16 protein-coding genes are annotated in these 17,917 nt (G+C 43.1%); 2 read left to right on the top strand and 14 right to left on the bottom strand.

Annotated features, from left to right (window positions below):
* Nucleotides 1–60: 60 nt before the first annotated feature.
* The 3 genes from O3622_RS03675 to O3622_RS03665 are packed head-to-tail and all read right to left on the bottom strand — an operon-like array spanning nucleotide 61 to nucleotide 4,025.
* Nucleotides 61–1,821 carry an ABC transporter ATP-binding protein gene (locus O3622_RS03675; RefSeq protein WP_000428386.1) on the bottom strand — a complete coding sequence of 587 codons (1,761 nt, stop codon included), beginning with the start codon at nucleotides 1,819–1,821 and terminating at the stop codon, nucleotides 61–63.
* Complete coding sequence (locus O3622_RS03670) at nucleotides 1,811–3,580, bottom strand: ABC transporter ATP-binding protein (protein ID WP_371607035.1); 1,770 nt, start codon at nucleotides 3,578–3,580, stop codon at nucleotides 1,811–1,813. Before O3622_RS03670 ends, O3622_RS03675 begins: the two co-directional genes overlap by 11 nt.
* A complete protein-coding gene (locus tag O3622_RS03665; RefSeq protein ID WP_000360526.1) occupies nucleotides 3,564–4,025 on the bottom strand; it encodes a MarR family winged helix-turn-helix transcriptional regulator in 462 nt (153 codons plus the stop codon). The genes O3622_RS03670 and O3622_RS03665 overlap by 17 nt, the downstream gene beginning before the upstream one ends.
* Before the next feature lie 192 nt (nucleotides 4,026–4,217).
* On the opposite strand from O3622_RS03665, the gene O3622_RS03660 reads away from it, so the two are divergent.
* Complete coding sequence (locus tag O3622_RS03660; protein WP_371607034.1) at nucleotides 4,218–4,922, top strand: CD20-like domain-containing protein; 705 nt, start codon at nucleotides 4,218–4,220, stop codon at nucleotides 4,920–4,922.
* A gap of 48 nt (nucleotides 4,923–4,970) precedes the next feature.
* Here O3622_RS03660 and O3622_RS03655 read toward each other — a convergent pair whose 3' ends face one another.
* The gene (locus O3622_RS03655) at nucleotides 4,971–5,687 is read right to left on the bottom strand and encodes a YebC/PmpR family DNA-binding transcriptional regulator (RefSeq protein ID WP_371607033.1); all 717 of its coding nucleotides are present in this window, start codon (nucleotides 5,685–5,687) and stop codon (nucleotides 4,971–4,973) included.
* Nucleotides 5,688–5,783: 96 nt separating this feature from the next.
* Nucleotides 5,784–7,154 carry an MATE family efflux transporter gene (locus O3622_RS03650; protein WP_371607032.1) on the bottom strand — a complete coding sequence of 457 codons (1,371 nt, stop codon included), beginning with the start codon at nucleotides 7,152–7,154 and terminating at the stop codon, nucleotides 5,784–5,786.
* Between the two features lie 109 nt (nucleotides 7,155–7,263).
* Between O3622_RS03650 and O3622_RS03645 the strand changes: the two genes are divergently transcribed.
* Nucleotides 7,264–7,818: a GNAT family N-acetyltransferase gene (locus O3622_RS03645; protein ID WP_000060284.1), complete on the top strand. Its 555-nt coding sequence runs from the start codon at nucleotides 7,264–7,266 to the stop codon at nucleotides 7,816–7,818.
* Nucleotides 7,819–7,949: 131 nt separating this feature from the next.
* Here O3622_RS03645 and O3622_RS03640 read toward each other — a convergent pair whose 3' ends face one another.
* The 9 genes from O3622_RS03640 to rpoC all read right to left on the bottom strand — a co-directional run bounded on the left by O3622_RS03640 (nucleotide 7,950) and on the right by rpoC (nucleotide 17,885).
* Nucleotides 7,950–8,144, bottom strand: coding sequence for a PspC domain-containing protein (locus tag O3622_RS03640; RefSeq protein ID WP_000415528.1), 195 nt, complete (start codon nucleotides 8,142–8,144; stop codon nucleotides 7,950–7,952).
* Nucleotides 8,145–8,313: 169 nt separating this feature from the next.
* Nucleotides 8,314–9,465, bottom strand: coding sequence for a recombinase RecA (recA, locus tag O3622_RS03635; protein WP_070696030.1), 1,152 nt, complete (start codon nucleotides 9,463–9,465; stop codon nucleotides 8,314–8,316).
* Nucleotides 9,466–9,519: 54 nt separating this feature from the next.
* Nucleotides 9,520–10,776 carry a competence/damage-inducible protein A gene (locus O3622_RS03630; RefSeq protein ID WP_000642672.1) on the bottom strand — a complete coding sequence of 419 codons (1,257 nt, stop codon included), beginning with the start codon at nucleotides 10,774–10,776 and terminating at the stop codon, nucleotides 9,520–9,522.
* Nucleotides 10,777–10,848: 72 nt separating this feature from the next.
* Nucleotides 10,849–11,889, bottom strand: a complete 1,041-nt coding sequence (locus tag O3622_RS03625; RefSeq protein WP_000592175.1) for an LCP family protein — start codon at nucleotides 11,887–11,889, stop codon at nucleotides 10,849–10,851.
* Between the two features lie 4 nt (nucleotides 11,890–11,893).
* Complete coding sequence (locus O3622_RS03620) at nucleotides 11,894–12,415, bottom strand: GNAT family N-acetyltransferase (RefSeq protein WP_000455513.1); 522 nt, start codon at nucleotides 12,413–12,415, stop codon at nucleotides 11,894–11,896.
* Nucleotides 12,405–12,848, bottom strand: a complete 444-nt coding sequence (tsaE, locus tag O3622_RS03615; protein ID WP_000556959.1) for a tRNA (adenosine(37)-N6)-threonylcarbamoyltransferase complex ATPase subunit type 1 TsaE — start codon at nucleotides 12,846–12,848, stop codon at nucleotides 12,405–12,407. The genes O3622_RS03620 and tsaE overlap by 11 nt, the downstream gene beginning before the upstream one ends.
* Before the next feature lie 83 nt (nucleotides 12,849–12,931).
* The gene (locus tag O3622_RS03610) at nucleotides 12,932–13,555 is read right to left on the bottom strand and encodes a hypothetical protein (RefSeq protein ID WP_049505419.1); all 624 of its coding nucleotides are present in this window, start codon (nucleotides 13,553–13,555) and stop codon (nucleotides 12,932–12,934) included.
* 134 nt (nucleotides 13,556–13,689) lie between these two features.
* Nucleotides 13,690–14,109 (bottom strand): nucleoside-diphosphate kinase, encoded by a 420-nt coding sequence (gene ndk, locus O3622_RS03605; RefSeq protein ID WP_049489472.1) that lies wholly within the window; start codon nucleotides 14,107–14,109, stop codon nucleotides 13,690–13,692.
* A 110-nt stretch (nucleotides 14,110–14,219) separates the two neighbouring features.
* Complete coding sequence (gene rpoC, locus O3622_RS03600) at nucleotides 14,220–17,885, bottom strand: DNA-directed RNA polymerase subunit beta' (RefSeq protein WP_000228753.1); 3,666 nt, start codon at nucleotides 17,883–17,885, stop codon at nucleotides 14,220–14,222.
* Nucleotides 17,886–17,917 lie beyond the last annotated feature (32 nt).

The raw sequence follows: 17,917 nt of genomic DNA, 5'->3' as shown, positions 1-17,917 counted from the left end.
GTGAGACGTTTATCTTCTAGTATAGTGCAGAAAAAGAAGGCCGTCAAGCCTTCTTTTGATTTATTCTTCTGCTTCGTCTTCTGTAAATTGACTATTGTACAAGTCAGCGTAGAAGCCACCTTGCGCCATTAGTTCCTCATGATTGCCTTGCTCGATGATATTGCCATCTTTCATGACAAGAATCAAATCGGCATTACGAATAGTTGACAAGCGGTGGGCGATGACAAAGGATGTGCGTCCTTCCATCAAACGGTCCATAGCTTTTTGAATCAACTCCTCTGTACGTGTGTCGACTGAAGATGTCGCTTCATCCAAAATCAAGAGCGGTGCATCTTTGAGAAGGGCACGAGCAATGGTCAAGAGCTGTTTCTGTCCAACAGACAAGGTCACGGTGTCATCCAAAACAGTATCGTAGCCATCTGGCAAAGTCATGATAAAGTGGTGGATTCCCACTGCCTTGCTAGCTTCTATCATTCGTTCATCACTGATGTCTGTCTGATTATAGATCAGGTTCTCTCGAATGGTTCCTTCAAAGAGCCAAGTATCCTGCAAGACCATTGAAAAGGCATCGTGTACTTCCGAACGCTTCATGTCCTTGGTATCGACACCATCGATACGGATACTTCCCTTATCTAGCTCATAGAACTTCATCAAAAGATTGACAATGGTTGTCTTCCCAGCCCCAGTCGGTCCAACAATAGCAACCTTCTGACCTGCATGAGCTGTCGCAGAAAAGTCATGGATAATGGTGCGCTCTGGTGTATATCCAAAGGACACATGATCAAAGACTACTTCCCCTTTCATGTTGCTCAATTGTCTTTCCTTACGAGATTCATCTTGCATCTCTGCTTCAGCTAGAAATTCTAATACACGAGTCATGGCTGCACTCGCTTGTTGCAGGCTCGTAATCCCTTGGGCAATCTGTGACAGAGGTTGGGAGAAGGTCCGTACGTAAACCATAAAGGCTACGATAATCCCTATCGTGATATGCCCTTCTAACGCCAGCGCGGCACCAACGATGATGACTAAGACATAACTAAAGTTCCCAACAAAGAACATGGCTGGCATCATGATACCAGAGATAAACTGAGATTTCCAGATACTGTCATGCAAGTCTTGGTTTAACCCTGCAAATCTCGCTTTGGAGGTGTCCACTGCGTTGTAGCTGGTCACTACATTATGGCCAGAGTACATCTCTTCCACATAACCATTGACGGCTGCTAGATTATTTTGTTGGGCTTTAAAATAACCCTGTGACTTGGCCATGATTACGGAAACCGCCGCAAAACCAACAAGCGTAGAGACCACTGTTACGAGAGCTAAAATCCAGTTCATCCCAAACATGGTCACCAAGACAGCAATCAACAAGAAACTAGCTGAAAGAACTGTCCCTAGACTTTGGTTGAGAGATTGCGCTGCTGTATCCACATCATTGGTCACGCGCGAAAGGGTGTCTCCTTGTGAATGACGGTCAAAATAGCCAAGTGGCAAACGATTGATTTTTTCAGCGATAGCCGTCCGCAAGCGTTTTGAAAAATGTTGGATACTCGTTGAAAATATATAGGCCTGTGTATAATTAAGGATAGCTCCAAACACATATAGGACAACCAAAAATCCAGCAATGTTTGACACAGCTACCAAGTCGATTTCTGTAGCCAAGCCATCTGAAATCAAGTTAGTAATTTCTTTAATCTTAGTTGGACCATAAACGGTAATGATGCTTGAAATGACTGCAGCCACAACTGCTATTAGGAGAGGAAGTTGGAGGCCTGCCATATAAGGTTTGCACTGTTTCCAGACCGAAACTTTTTTATTTTCCATGTTCCAATTCCTCCTTCGATAGTTGTGAGTAGGCAATTTCTTGGTAGACTTCGTTGGTTGCAAGAAGTTCCTTGTGGGTGCCTTGTCCCACGACTTTACCTTGATCCAAAACTAAGATCAGGTCGGCGTCCATAATGGTAGAAATCCGTTGCGCTACGATGAGCTTGGTCATGGATTTTGTTTTCTCAGCTAGCTCTTGGCGAAGGACACGATCTGTCTTGTAGTCCAAGGCTGAGAAAGAGTCATCAAAGATAAGAATCTCTGGCTTACGAGCCAAGGCCCGGGCAATAGCCAAGCGTTGTCTTTGACCTCCTGAGAAGTTGGTCCCACCTTGGGCTACTTCAGAGGACAGACCTGCTTCCTTATCCTCGATAAAGTTCTTAGATTGAGCCAATTCCAAAGCTTGCCACATAGCAGGTTCGCTGAGAGGACTTTCTTTACTCTTACCAAAGTCGAGATTACCCTTAACATCTCCAGAAAAGAGCACAGCTTTTTGTGGGATATAGCCGACCTTATTACGCAAGTCTTCCAAGTTGTAATCTTGCACATCGACACCATCTACTAGGATTTGACCAGATGAGACATCATAAAAACGAGGTATTAGGTTGACTAGAGTAGATTTCCCAGATCCAGTTGATCCGATAAAGGCAACTGTTTGACCTGCTTCGGCTTTAAAAGTAACATGTTCCACAACTGCTTCTGAGTTTTGAGAGTATCGGAAGGTTACATCACGGAATTCCACTTGTCCTTGAACTGAAGAATCTGCAGCCTGTGCTTGACTCGGATTCTTAATAGAAGGATGCAAATCCAAAACTTGGTTGATACGTCCTGCAGAAACCAAGGTCCGAGGAAGAACGATAAAGAGTGCTCCCATGAGAAGGAAGCCCATCACGACCTGCATAGCATAGGACATGAAGACTACCATATCACTAAAGAGTGGCAGACGTTCTGTCAAACTTGCATCGTTGATGATATAGGCACCAATCCAGTAAATGGCTAAACTCAATCCACTGGAAATCGCCATCATGATCGGGTTCATAATGGCCATCAATCGATTGACAAAGAGATTGAGACGTGTTACCTCATCGTTAGCTGCTTCAAATTTCTTACCTTGGTAATCCTCGGCATTGTATGCGCGAACAACTCGAATCCCAGTCAAACTTTCACGAGTGATACTATTGAGTTTATCTGTCAATTTTTGGATGACAGATTGTTTAGGAAAAGCCAGAGTCATAAGAACGGTGGTCATCAAGACATTCACAATAACAGCCACAAGGACCGCCCAGAGCCAGTATTCCGATTTCCCAAGGATTTTTCCAATGGCCCAGATAGCCATAATTGGCCCACGAGTAACCACTTGCAAGCCCATGGTAAAGAGCATCTGTACCTGGGTAATATCATTGGTCGTCCGAGTCAAAAGACTTGGGATTGAAAAGCGCTTGATCTCTGTCTGCGAAAAATCTAAAACACGATGAAATACGTCTCTACGTAGATGGGTTGTATAGGATGCTGCAACGCGAGCGGCAAAGAAACCAACCATAACAGATGAAAAGAAAGCCAATAAAGACAAACCAATCATCTTCGCAGCTGGTGACCAGAGTGCATCCATCTGTGTCCCTGACGTTCCCAGTAATTCTGTAATTTGCGAAATGTAGGTCGGTACCTCTAACTCTAGATAGACCGAGAAACAAGTGAACAGAATCGTAAGGACGATCATTCCCCACTCTTTTCCTGTAATACGTTTAGCGAGTTTCTTCATTCTCTCCTCCTATCTTCTCAACATTTTCTTGCAATTGCCCGAGTACCTTTTCAAAGATTGCCAAGTCTGACTTTGAAACCCCCTCTAGCAGACTCTGATCGATCCGATCAAAAAAAGCTTTAACTTTTTGCATCTGCGAACGCGATTTCTCCGTCAGGCGAACAAATTTTGCCCGCTTATCGCTGGGGCTCGCCTCTAACTCGACCAAACCATTTTGTACCATGCGCTTGACTAGATTACTCGCCACAGATTTGGTAATATTGAGTTCCTGCTCGATATCCTTAATCAAGACCAGTTCCTCTTTTTGTTCACAATGATCTAAAAAACGCAGAACCTGCCCTTGCGGTCCACCCATAAATTCAATGCCACATCGCTTGGCTTCTTTCTGTACCATCAGATGAACCTGGTGCCCAAAACGTTTGAACATTAACATCGGCTTGTCCATGATTGCTCCTTTCTTACGATAAATATAGTTCTCTGGAGAACTAATTAAGTTACCATGAGAACTATTTTATCATTTTCAGAAAAGATGTCAAGAAAAAAGTTTCTATGAGAACTATCTTGGTCAGAATTGACATTAGCAGATATTTTCTCTATAATAAGCACTAACTACTGTGGATTGATATCCATTCACTCGATGAAGGGAGAAAACTTTCAAATGAAACCAGAAGAACAAAAAGTTTTAGGGATTTTGGCAACCATTTTTGGAGCCATCGCACTTTTAGGATCTTGGATACCATTTATTAACTATCTGTCATTTTTCATCGCCATCGTCGCTTTAATCCTAGGGATTATCGGCCTTATCGTTAACCTCAAAAAACGAAAAACAATGGCCATTATCGGAACAGCTCTATCAATTGCTTCTATTGTCCTTTTCTTTACAACCCAGATACTGTACGCTAATATCTACAAAGATTTTGCCAAGGAATTTAACCGCTCCTACAGAGAGGCCAGTGCCTCAATGGAACGCGAAGAAGAAAGTGACTTGACAGATGATAGCAGTGATTTCATCCCTGAAGAGGAGGAAGAGGATTCCTTCACTTGGACCCAAAAAGAGTTTGACGACTTAATCGAAGGTGACCTTGACAACAAAGGAAAAGGTGGCACCAACTACAAGGATATTATCAAAAAACACGGACTACCAGACTCCGAGTTTGACTCCACTATTGGGGGTTACAATACGAGAAAAATCACCTATATCTCTATTGGAGACAAGATTAAGACTGTTACCCTAACTTTTGCAAAAGATGACAATGGGCAACTCTTGCTCGTCCAAAAACATGCAGTCGGTCTAGGTCTAGGAAAAAGCAAGCAACAAAATGATTCTGAAAGCAGAGTCTAAGTTTCAATATAAAAAGCGAACAGCTAGTAGGTCTGTTCGCTTTTTATATTAGAATCCATCTACATTGGTATAGATCTTTTGGACATCTTCGTCGTCTTCAAGGACGCTGTATAGTTTTTCAAAGGTTTCAAGGTCATCGCCTGACAATTCCACTTCTGACTGAGGAATCATCTCAAGTTCTGTCACTTGGAATTCTTCGATACCTGACTCACGAAGGGCAACGATAGCCTTGTGAAGGTCAGTTGGAGCTGTATAAACAGTGATTGTTCCCTCTTCTGCTTCTACATCATCCACATCCACATCTGCTTCTAGCAAGAGTTCAAAGATAGCATCAGCATCATCACCTGCAAATACGATAACACCTTTGTTGTCAAAGAGGTAAGATACTGAACCTGAAGCTCCCATGTTTCCGCCGTTTTTACCAAAGGCTGCACGGACATTGGCCGCGGTACGGTTGACGTTTGACGTCAAGGTATCCACAATCAACATAGAACCATTTGGTCCAAAACCTTCGTAACGTCCTTCTGTAAAGGTTTCGTCTGTGTTTCCTTTTGCTTTATCAATCGCTTTATCGATAACGTGTTTTGGCACTTGGGCTTGTTTCGCACGGTCGATAACGAATTTCAAAGCAGTGTTTGATTCTGGGTCTGGATCACCTTTTTTAGCTGCTACATAGATTTCTACACCAAATTTTGCATATACTTTAGAGTTAGCTCCATCTTTAGCCGTTTTCTTGGCTACGATATTGGCCCATTTACGTCCCATTAGGAATCTCCTTTTTTCACATTTTAATCTTTCTTATTATAACACAAGTTTTTTCGATTTTCACTAGAGGAAATGGATTTTATTCAGCAAATCCAGCTAGGATTGTCCTTTGACTGCCAAGATTGCCTTGCCTTCTTTTATCAGGGGATGGCGGAAAAGTGAAAAGTACAGTTGGGTGGTCATGGCAACCCAGATAAGGGGTTCACAAAGGATAACTCCCCTATAGCCTGCCCAAGGGATAATCAAAACTACAAAAACAATTTTCCCGATTAGTTCTATAAAGCTGGAAACTAGAGGAAGGACTTTCTGCCCCAATCCCTGCAAGCAATTCCGATAAATCAGCAAAAGGCTCAAAATCGGATAAAAGACTGAACTGATTTGCAGGTAAAGACTACCATTTTCTACCAAGTATCCATCCGTCGAACTGGCCAAGAAGGAAACCAAGCTAGGACTGGCAAAAAAGAGGAAAATACAAATAAAACCTGCCCAGAACATGCTCAAACGACTCCCAACACCAAGGCCTTGAACTATGCGGTCTGGTCGCTTGGCCCCGAGATTTTGAGAGGCAAAGGTCGTCATAGCAGAAGAAATAGCCGTCATCGGAAGCAGAGCAAAAGCCATAATGCGTCTAGCTGCTGTTTGAGCACTAATAATCACAGCTCCAAAAGTATTGACAGAAGACTGTAAAATCACACTACCTATGGACACAATGGAACTCATCAAACCCATAGCCAAACCTTGCTCCAAGAGATCCGCATACAAGGCCTTGTTCCATTTAAAATGCTTGAGTTGAGGAAGTAGTTCTGGAACACTCTTACGGATATAGTAAAAACAGAGAACCGCTGACAATCCTTGCGAAATAATGGTAGCAAGTCCCGCAGATTGAACACCCAGTTGCAGTTGCGTAATAAAATAGAGATCGAGAATCACATTGACCAGAGCAGAGAAAATCAGAAAACCAAGCGCAGCCAGACTGTCACCAATAGACCGCAACAAGCCAGCAAAGAGATTATAGGCAAAACTAACTCCGACACAGGTCACAATCATGGAAATATATTGATAGGACTGGGGAAGTATTTCTGCAGGGGTATCTAAATATTGCAAGAGTGGATACAGGCCGACAAAGCCCATCAACATAACAAAAACACTGAGAAACCCTCCTAAAATCCAGGTTGTAGCAACCGCTTCCTTGATTTTGGTGAAATTACGAGCCCCATAATAGCGGGCAATGACGATCCCCATGCCATTTCCAACACCAAGCGTAAAGCCTATAATCAAGTCAAAAATGGCTGTAGTAGCTCCTACTGCAGCCAAGGATTCTTGGCCAAGAAATCGCCCAACAATCAAGACATCAGCTGTATTATAAAGCTGTTGGAAAATATTTGACAGCAAGATTGGAAAGGCAAAGCTTAACAGCGCAGGAAGAATAGGACCATGTATCAAGTCCACGGATCGTTTCTTATTCATAAAGCTATTATATCAGCTTTCTAAAGGAGCGACAAGGCTCTGTTACTAAGTTTGCAATCAATTGCTTACAGAGAGACAATTTGCTATAATCAAGAAAAGGAGTTCATTTATGAGTTTGACCAGTCAATTAATTACCGATGTATTTCCTGATCTGGATAAGGTTGAAAAGCTAAACAAAGAAGCTTTTCCCGAGGAAGAACGAGTCCCTCTGTCTGAGTTCTTGCGCTATCAGGACCGAGAAGACGCTCACTTTTTTGCCTTTTATAACCAAGAAGAGTTTGTCGGCTTTGCTTTTGCCATCTCCAATCCAAAGGCCTTCTATATCAGTTTTTTTGCCATCATGCCCCACCTGAGAAGCCACGGGTATGGAAAGGAAATCATCGAAAAGCTGACTGATTTTTACCAGCGAACCATGTTACTCGAAGTCGAGCGATTGGATGAAGAATGCGATAACTTGGAGCAAAGGAAGGCTAGAATGGACTTCTATCGACAAAATGGCTTTAAAACAGCCAACGCTTTCCTTGAGTACGATGGTTTGAGTTTTGAAATCCTCTATCGTGGCGACTATTTTGACGAAGAAGCCTATCGCGACATCTTCCAAAAGTTACAAAATGAACATTATTTTGACTTTCATATAGAGTATCGTCGTTTTAGTGACCATTAAACAAGACTTATCCATCCGGTGAAGAACCTCTCTTTTTCGATAGAAACTACATATAAAAATGCATGTAATCTACGATTACATGCATTTTTTATTTTCAACTGATCAGAATAAACTTTTATTCTCTCTATGGCTTAAGCTTCTGCATTGCCTTCTGGAAGAAGGAAGTAGAGAACAGCATAAGCTAAGATTCCAGAACCACCAAGTAGGGTGAAGATGATCCAAAGTGCACGAACAAGTGTGTGGTCCATGTTAAAGTAGTCACCGATACCTGCACAAACTCCAGCAATCTTTTTGTCTTGTACATTACGAACAAGGCGTTTTTCCATTATAGTAGTCTTCTTTTTATAGAATGATTTAATTTTATCATCAAATTAAAAAAATTGCAACAGTTTTTTTAATTTTTTTGATTAAATACTCTTTTATTACGCTTTTGAAGCTTATGGAGAATTAATAATTAAACATAAAAAGCAGAGAAAGACTTCTCCGCTTTTATTTTTAATCTTCAATTTCGATTTCAAGTCCGTCGCCTAGGTCAAGCGTTACTTCTTGGTTAGGTGCTAGATCTTCTGCGCCAGAGATAGGAGTTGTCCCTTCTTCATCCTCAATCAAGCCATATTGAACACGGACTTGGTGGTCAATGGCATCAAAGATTTCTGGGTGATCCGCCAAGTATTTCTTAGCATTTTCAGATCCTTGTCCGATTTTTTCACCCTTGTAAGAGTACCATGCTCCCGCTTTTTGGATGATATCGAGATCACTTGCGATCTTCAAGAGCTCACCAGTTTTAGAAATCCCTTCTCCGTACATGATTTCAACAAAGGCTTCCTTAAATGGTGGAGCCACCTTGTTTTTCACGACCTTGATCTTGGTTTCCTTACCGACATTGGTATCTTTCTGGTCACCAGTTCCCTTGATTTGTGTGCTTCCACGAACATCCAAACGGACTGAAGCGTAGAATTTCAAAGCACGTCCACCAGGTGTTGTTTCTGGATTTCCAAACATGACCCCAACTTTTTCACGCAATTGGTTGATAAAGATGGCAATCGTTTTGGTCTTATTGATAGAAGCTCCAAGTTTACGCATGGCTTGACTCATCATACGAGCCTGCAAACCAACGTGGCTGTCTCCAATGTCCCCATCGATTTCTGCACGAGGTACAAGGGCTGCAACCGAGTCGATAACGACGAGGTCAACGGCACCTGAGTCAATCAATTTCCCTGCAATTTCAAGACCTTGCTCACCTGAGTCTGGTTGTGACAAGAGCAATTCGTCAATATTCACACCAAGGGCTGCAGCATAGGCTGGGTCAAGAGCATGTTCCGCATCGATAAAGGCTGCAATACCACCTTCTTTCTGTGCTTGCGCAACAGCGTGAAGGGCAACCGTTGTCTTACCAGATGATTCTGGTCCATAGATTTCGATGATACGTCCTTTAGGATAACCACCTGAACCAAGAGCAATGTCCAGAGCCAATGAGCCTGAGCTCATCACTTGAACTTTTTGCTCCGCGCGCTCACCCAAGCGCATGATTGAGCCTTTACCAAAGTCTTTTTCGATCAATTTAAGAGCATCGTTCAATGCTTTTTCACGGTCTGCTCCAAATTTTTTCCCAATTTCATCTAATTTTTTTGTTGGTTTTTTCGCCATTTTGTTCTCCTATATTCTACTGGTCCTTAGACCTATCTTTCATTATACCAAAATTTAGTCACTTAATAAAGCCTTGCGAACTAGGTTAAAGGCATGCATGACCGCAATATGTCGGACATCTGCTCGACTCCGTCCTGCGATATTAGCCTTGATCACCTCTGTCCCTTTGGCATGTGCCAGTCCAATAAAAACTGTACCAGCTGGATGACCCTCTAGGCTATCTGGCCCAGCTACACCTGTCAGACTGACTCCATAATCAGACTGAGTCTTGATCCGTGCCTGCTCTGCCATTTTTCGAGCCGTAAACTCAGAAACAACCCCGTGTTCTTTTAGCTCTTGCTCGGAAATATCCAACATCTTGGACTTTTCTTCTAGGCTGTAAGTGACAAAACCGCCATTAAAGATTGCTGAAACGCCCGAAAAGTCTGCTAATGTCGCTTGAAAGAGACCTGCCGTCAAGCTTTCTGCCGCAGTAATGCTTTTCTGTCTCTTCTTTAGCTCTTCTACAACGACACTTGCGAGGCTGGTTTCTTCCCCATATCCGTAACAGATGTCTCGTAAAGAAATTCCCTCGAAAGTTTGGCGACTCAAGATTTGATTTTCTAAGATATCCAGCGCTTGATCAGCCTTTTCTTGACTAACTGCTTTTGTAGACAAGCGCAAGGTCACTTCTCCTGTTTTGGCATACGGCGCCAAAGTCGGATCGGTTTGATGGTCAATCAAATCCGCCAAAATGGTCACCAACTGACTCTCCCCAATTCCAAAGAAACGGAGCACACGTGAGTATAACTTGGTACCAGTCATTAACTTAGGTAAGAGTTGATTTAAGACCATAGGTTTCAATTCACTAGGTGGTCCCGGGAGGACCACGTAGGTCACGCCATCCACTTCCGACACCCCTCCTACTGCTAAACCTGTCTCATTTGGCAGTGGAGTCGCCCCTTCTACAATTTGGGCTTGGCGCTCATTATTCGGTGTCCGAGCATAGTCAGGTCTATGAGCAAAGAAAATATCCAGTTTCTCTTGCGCTTGAGGGTCAAACACTAGATCTTTTCCTAAAAATTTTGCCAGGGTTTGTTTGGTCAAATCATCCTCAGTTGGTCCCAAGCCCCCTGTCAAAATCACAAGATTACTACGTTGGCTCGCAATCTCCAGCAAGGACAAAAGACGAGCTTCATTATCTCCAACAGCAGTTTGGAAATAGACATCTACCCCGATTTCGGCTAGTTTCTCTGATAAAAACTGAGCATTGGTATTGACAATCTGCCCTGTTAAAATTTCTGTTCCGACAGCAATAATTTCTGCTTTCATGTTTCCTCCTACTTATCTATTCGAATTTTTTTGAAAAAATCGCAGGAAATTTCCCACGATTTGATTCTTTTCTTATTCTGCTTCTTCGTTTGAAGCGTTCGTACTGGTTGAAGGTGCTGTCCGACCAAAGGCTGTTTCGTACAGTACCGCATTGGTTTCCAATTCTGTCACTGGCTCTTTACCTAGCGAACTACGCAAGAGATTTTGCATTTCGAGCATATGTTCTGAAGTGACAATCTGATAAGAAATTCCCTGTAGCTCAGCATCTTCCCCACGCAATTGATGCGTTTCGATATTCTTGAAGGAATCTTGATAGCCGAGCAATTGTGGAATGCTCTTAGCTGACAAGTCCACATTGGTCTGCATGTTATCACTCAAAGCTTTGAGGATACCTTGATAATGACTCACACTGTTTAGGCTCAAAACCTTCTCAACGATCTTTTGAATAACTTCACGTTGACGTTTTTGACGACCATAGTCTCCCTCTGGGTCTTGGTAACGCATCCGTGAATACACCAGAGCTTCCTCCCCATTCAAGGTTTGTTCTCCAACACCGATAGAAATCTTATTAAACTCCTCTTGGTCAGCAATCGAAATTGGGAAACCGAGTGTATTGTTGACGGTAATTCCACCAACCGCATCCACCAATTGTTGAAGCCCCTGCATGTTAACCATCACATAGCGGTCAATGTGGATATTCATCATCTTTTGAATAGTAGAAATTGCAAGTTCCGCACCACCATTAGCATAGGCCGCATTGAGTTTGGCTTCCTGAACTTGACCGTTTCCAGTCTCAATCTTGGTCAAAATATCCCGTTCCAAACTCATCATTGTGGTTTTCTTTGTTTTGGGATTAACCGTCAGGAGAATCATGGAATCACTATTTCCCGCCCACGGGTCTGTACGTTCCACATTTCCCGTATCTACCCCCATCAAGAGGATGGTCAGAGGCTCCGTCGCTTCGATAACGTTGGTTTCTTCCCCGATTTTTTTGTAAGTCTTTTTACTTAGGGTTTCTGTTCCCTGTTGGTAGATGGTATAGCCATAAACCGCTACACCTAAAACTGTTACTGCTAGGAAACCTAGCACCATTCCAATTAATTTTTTAATCATCTCGTTATTCATTTATCAGCTTGCCCATAAGACAAACATCTAAAAATATCCCTTCTGCTAAATAGGCTCCTCTTTCTTGTAAGCCTTCTGTGATAAATCCCATTTTTGAGTAGAGGTGGATCGCAGCCTCGTTTCGTTTTTGTACACTGAGTTGCAAACGGCACAAGACACCACTGGATTTAGCCCACTCGATGCCTTCTTCTAGAAGTATAGTCGCCAAGCCTTGGTTCCAGAATTTCTTGCGAACTGCTAGAAAAACATCACCGATATGTCGAACTCTTAAATGTTGGTCCGCTGTGATATTTAAGACTCCTGCAATCTCATCATTCAGTAAGGCGAGGAGAGTAATTTGATTCTCTGATGCAGCTTGTTTTTCGATAAAAAGAGCCATTTCAGAGGCTGTCATCATGATGCCATTTTCATCCAAGCTGGTAAAATCTGTCTCTTGACCGACACAATCTAAAAATGCAATTAAGGCTGTAGCATCTGAAATCTCTGCCTCACGAATACACAACTCATACTCCATCTTGAAGCTCCTTGATGAGTTGTTCAGCCCGAGAGCCATGAGCCGTAAAATGAAGACAACGCCCCTCAGCTTCTTTCAAAATTTCCAACTCCAAGTAAGAATCTGGTAAATCTTCACCCAAAAGATGCCCCCACTCAATAACAGTCACACCACCACCGAAGAGAAACTCATCCAAGTCAATAGAATCAGCATCACCTTCGATACGGTAGACATCCAAGTGGTAAAGTGGCAAACGTCCTTCGTACTCTCTGACAATGGTATAGGTTGGACTTTTAATCATTTGACGGATATCCAAGCCCTTAGCAAGGCCTTTTGTAAAGGTTGTTTTACCCGCTCCCAACTCTCCAGTCAAGATCAGAACATCGTCTTTTTGAAGCAAATGACCTAATCTTTCTCCGAGAGCTAGAAGCTCTTCTTCATTTTTTGTGTGCATGCTACTATTATACCAAAAAGTTTTCTTTTGTGTGAATTTTCTTTATGGACTTACTATAACAATTTTGAAAAATTCTCCTCCACTTAAAAGAATACAACTATTGAAAAAACAAACAGGATATCCCGAATCAGGTGTCCATAAAAGGAGATTTCCCTTTGGATACATTTGGGAAAAAGGAAACGTGCGCATAGAAAACCAACACTGATATAAAGGAGAATCGAGGAAATCACTAAGGGATTCCTCAAGAAAACCATCGTAGCTAGAACGGAAATGACGACTGTTTTCTTTTTATTTAGGTGATTTTCTATATCGCGAAAAATTTTATCAAAAGGTAAGAAAATCAATAGATCTACTCCTAGCAAAAAAAAGAAGGAGGGTAAAAAGAGGTCAACCAATTCCTGCTGCAATTTGCTAGTGGTTTGGATGCTTTCTGAGAGAACCAGACAGGTTGCCAGAAGATTGACTACTAAAAGGAGGCAATAAACCAGACTCACTTTCTTTTGAACATGTAAAATACTATGTCTAGACTGGTCTGCTGTATGGAAATAATTTATCCCAGCGCACAAAACAGAAATTCCTACTATTAAAATTAAAAAATAAGCATTGGTCTGTTTTAAAGATAAAAAGGATTCTTTCCATAATAGACAACTACTAAAACTAATCTGGATGACTGCAATCAGTAACAATAGGCGAATTGATTTTACCATTTCTTTTCCCTCCCTATATGGGATTATACCTTGTGAGGAGTTTGAAATGATCGTTACCGCCTCAAGTGTCCTTTTTTTGTGCTCAACTGACCAAAAAACAGCTCTGTTGTGCACAGAACTGTTCTTTTACCAGTCTAATCCTTAAACCAGAGAGCAATTTCACGTTTTGCAGAAGCTTCCGAATCGGAGCCGTGAACTACATTTTGAATGGCTTGATTGTCTCCTGCCGCCTTAGCAAAATCTCCCCGGATAGTTCCTGGCAGTGCTTCTTCTGGACGAGTAGCCCCCATCATGGTCCGCCAAGTTTCAATCACTTTCGGACCTGATAGAATGCCCACCACTACTGGTCCTGAGGTCATAAACTGACGAATAGGAGGATAAAAACTTTTTTCAACCAAGTCTTGATAGTGCTGGTCAATCAAATCTTCTGAAACTGCTGAACGCAACTCTAATTTTTCGATTTTGAAACCACGCTCCTCAATTCTTTTCAGAACCTGACCAACCAGCCCTCTTTTCACACCATCTGGCTTAATGATAAAAAATGTTTGTTCCATACGGACACCTCCTTGGCATTTTAGTTCTTCTATTCTACCATACTTTATGAAAAAGTGGGAAAATTTTCTGAAATAAAGCAAAGAGAACCCAAAGGTTCTCTTGTTTGCTTTTATTCTACTGTTTCTTCAACTTGGATTTCCACAACTTCCTCTACAGGAGCAAGTTCTGCCTCTTCTTGTTCTGGAGCCAGATATTCTGCTTCATTGATAGCTTGTGGTTCAAGGTTACGGTAGCGAGCCATACCAGTACCTGCTGGGATGATCTTACCGATGATAACATTTTCCTTGAGTCCAAGGAGATGATCTTTCTTACCACGGATGGCTGCGTCTGTAAGGACACGAGTTGTTTCCTGGAAGGAAGCCGCTGACAAGAAACTGTTGGTTTCAAGTGAGGCTTTGGTGATTCCCATAAGAACTGGGCGACCAGTCGCTGGAACTCCACCTGCGATAAGAACATCCTTGTTGGCATCTGTAAAGTCGTTGATGTCCATGAGAGTACCCATAAGAAGATCTGTGTCACCTGGATCCATGACACGAACTTTACGGATCATTTGACGAACCATTACCTCGATGTGTTTGTCACCGATTTCTACCCCTTGGCTACGGTAAACTTTTTGTACTTCACCGAGAAGGTAAGTTTCAACTGACAAGACATCACGAACAGCAAGGAGACGTTTTGGTTGGATAGAACCTTCTGTCAATGCTGCACCGCGAGAGACTTGGTCTCCAACTTCGACACGCATACGTGCTGTAAATGGAACCACGTACTCACCTTCGCCAGTTTCACCCTTAACGAAGACTTTTTTAGTACGAGTTGACGCGTCTTCTTCGATAGCTGTAACTTGTCCTTTGACTTCTGTGATGACCGCTTCCCCTTTCGGATTGCGGGCTTCAAAGATTTCTTGGACACGAGGAAGACCCTGAGTGATATCGGTATTTGAGGCAACCCCACCCGTGTGGAAGGTACGCATTGTAAGCTGTGTACCAGGTTCCCCGATAGATTGGGCAGCGATTGTACCAACTGCTTCACCAACTTCAACCGCATCACCAGTCGCCAAGTTGATACCGTAACAGTGACGGCAGACACCATGACGAGTGTTACATGTAAATACAGAGCGGATAGTAACTTCTTCCACACCAGCATTAACAATTTCACGCGCCTTGTCTTCTGTAATCAACTCATTTGGACCGATGATCACTGCACCAGTTTCTGGATGTTTAACAGTTTTCTTAGTGTAACGACCATTGAGACGTTCTTCGAGAGACTCGATCATCTCTTTTCCTTCTGCGATAGAACGGATCAAGAGACCACGGTCTGTTCCACAGTCGTCCTCACGGATGATAACGTCTTGGGCAACGTCAACCAAACGACGAGTCAAGTAACCTGAGTCGGCTGTCTTAAGGGCCGTATCGGTCATACCTTTACGGGCACCGTGAGTTGAGAAGAACATTTCGAGTACTGACAAACCTTCGCGGAAGTTTGAAAGGATTGGCAATTCCATGATACGTCCGTTCGGAGCGGCCATCAGACCACGCATACCGGCAAGCTGTGAGAAGTTTGAGATGTTACCACGGGCTCCAGAGTCCATCATCATAACGATTGGGTTCTTAGGATCTTGGTTGGCAACCAAACGTTTCTCCAATTTTTCACGGGCTGCACGCCATTCAGCTGTAACAGCGTTGTAGCGCTCGTCGTCTGTGATCATACCACGACGGAATTGTTTGGTGATTTGTTCTACACGTTTGTGTGATTCTTCGATGATTTCAGCCTTGTCTTCAACAACTGGGATATCGGCAATACCCACTGTCAAACCTGCAAGAGTTGAGTGGTGGTAACCGAGGTTCTTCATGCGGTCAAGTAGGGCAGAAGTTTCTGTCGTACGGAAACGTTTGAAGATTTCAGCGATGATATTCCCAAGATTTTTCTTCTTGAATGGAGGGTTGAGTTCAAGATTGCTGATTGCTTCCTTGATATCTCCACCAAGCGGCAAGAAGTATTTAGCTGGAACACCTTCTGTTAAGTTAGCATTTGTTGGTTCTTGCAAGTAAGGCAGACCCTCTGGCATGATGTCGTTGAAGAGGATTTTACCAACTGTTGTCAGCAAGACCTTGTGTTTTTGTTCTTCAGTCCAAGGTTTGTTGAGGCTATCTGTCGCGATACCAACACGTGAATGGAGGTGAACATAACCATTGCGGTAAGCCATAACCGCTTCGTCACGGTCTTTGAAGACCATTCCTTCACCTTCACGACCAGCTTCTTCCATGGTCAAGTAGTAGTTACCCAAAACCATGTCCTGAGATGGAGTAACAACTGGTTTACCATCTTTCGGGTTCAAGATGTGCTCAGCAGCCAACATCAAGATACGAGCTTCTGCTTGGGCTTCTTCTGAAAGCGGTACGTGGATGGCCATTTGGTCCCCGTCAAAGTCGGCATTGTAGGCTTCACAGACAAGCGGGTGCAAGCGAAGGGCCTTACCATCAATCAAGACTGGCTCGAAGGCTTGGATACCCAAACGGTGAAGGGTCGGTGCGCGGTTCAAAAGTACTGGGTGTTCTTTGATAACTTCTTCGAGGATATCCCAGATACGTTCATCTCCACGTTCTACCAAGCGTTTAGCTGCTTTAACGTTTTGCACGATATCACGAGCTACGATTTCACGCATGACGAATGGTTTAAAGAGCTCAATTGCCATTTCACGTGGCACACCACATTGGTACATCTTAAGAGTTGGACCAACGGCGATAACGGAACGTCCTGAGAAGTCAACACGTTTACCGAGCAAGTTTTGACGGAAGCGTCCTTGTTTCCCTTTAAGCATGTGGCTCAATGATTTCAGTGGACGGCTACCTGGTCCTGTGATTGGACGACCACGACGACCATTATCAATCAAAGCGTCAACCGCTTCTTGAAGCATACGCTTCTCATTTTGAACGATGATACCTGGTGCGTTCAACTCAAGCAAACGAGCCAAACGGTTGTTACGGTTAATAACACGGCGGTAAAGGTCGTTCAAGTCAGATGAGGCAAAACGGCCACCATCCAACTGCAACATTGGACGAAGATCTGGTGGAATAACTGGGAGGATGTTGAGAATCATCCATTCAGGTTTATTTCCAGACTTGTAAAAGGCATCCAAAACATCCAAACGGCGGATGGCTTTGACACGTTTTTGTCCAGTAGCTGTTTTCAACTCTTCTTTGAGTTCGGCAATTTCTTTTTCAAGATCTACTTGTTTCAAAAGGTCTTGGATGGCTTCGGCACCCATCTTGGCAACGAATGATCCATAACCGTACTCACGCAAGCGCTCACGGTATTCGCGCTCTGTCATGATAGACTTGTGCTCAAGTGGTGTATCCTTAGGATCAATCACCACATAAGCCGCAAAGTAGATCACTTCCTCGAGGGCACGAGGACTCATATCAAGGGTCAAGCCCATACGGCTTGGAATCCCCTTGAAATACCAGATGTGAGATACAGGAGCTTTCAACTCGATGTGCCCCATACGCTCACGACGAACTTTCGTACGCGTTACTTCAACCCCACAGCGGTCACAAACAATTCCTCTGTAGCGAATGCGTTTGTACTTACCACAAGCACATTCCCAGTCTTTTGTAGGACCAAAGATGACTTCGTCAAAGAGTCCTTCACGTTCTGGTTTCAAGGTACGGTAATTGATTGTTTCAGGTTTTTTGACTTCTCCATAAGACCATGAACGGACTTTGCTTGGAGAAGCTAGGGTGATTTGCATACTTTTAAAACGATTTACATCAACCACTATTTCTTCCCTTTCTATTCTAAGTGAACTGC

Origin of the sequence: Streptococcus sp. 27098_8_51 (genome assembly GCF_041432205.1) — a bacterium.
GTDB lineage: Bacteria > Bacillota > Bacilli > Lactobacillales > Streptococcaceae > Streptococcus.
Note: the sequence above shows the minus strand (reverse complement) of the source record. Positions and strands in the feature narration are given on the sequence as shown.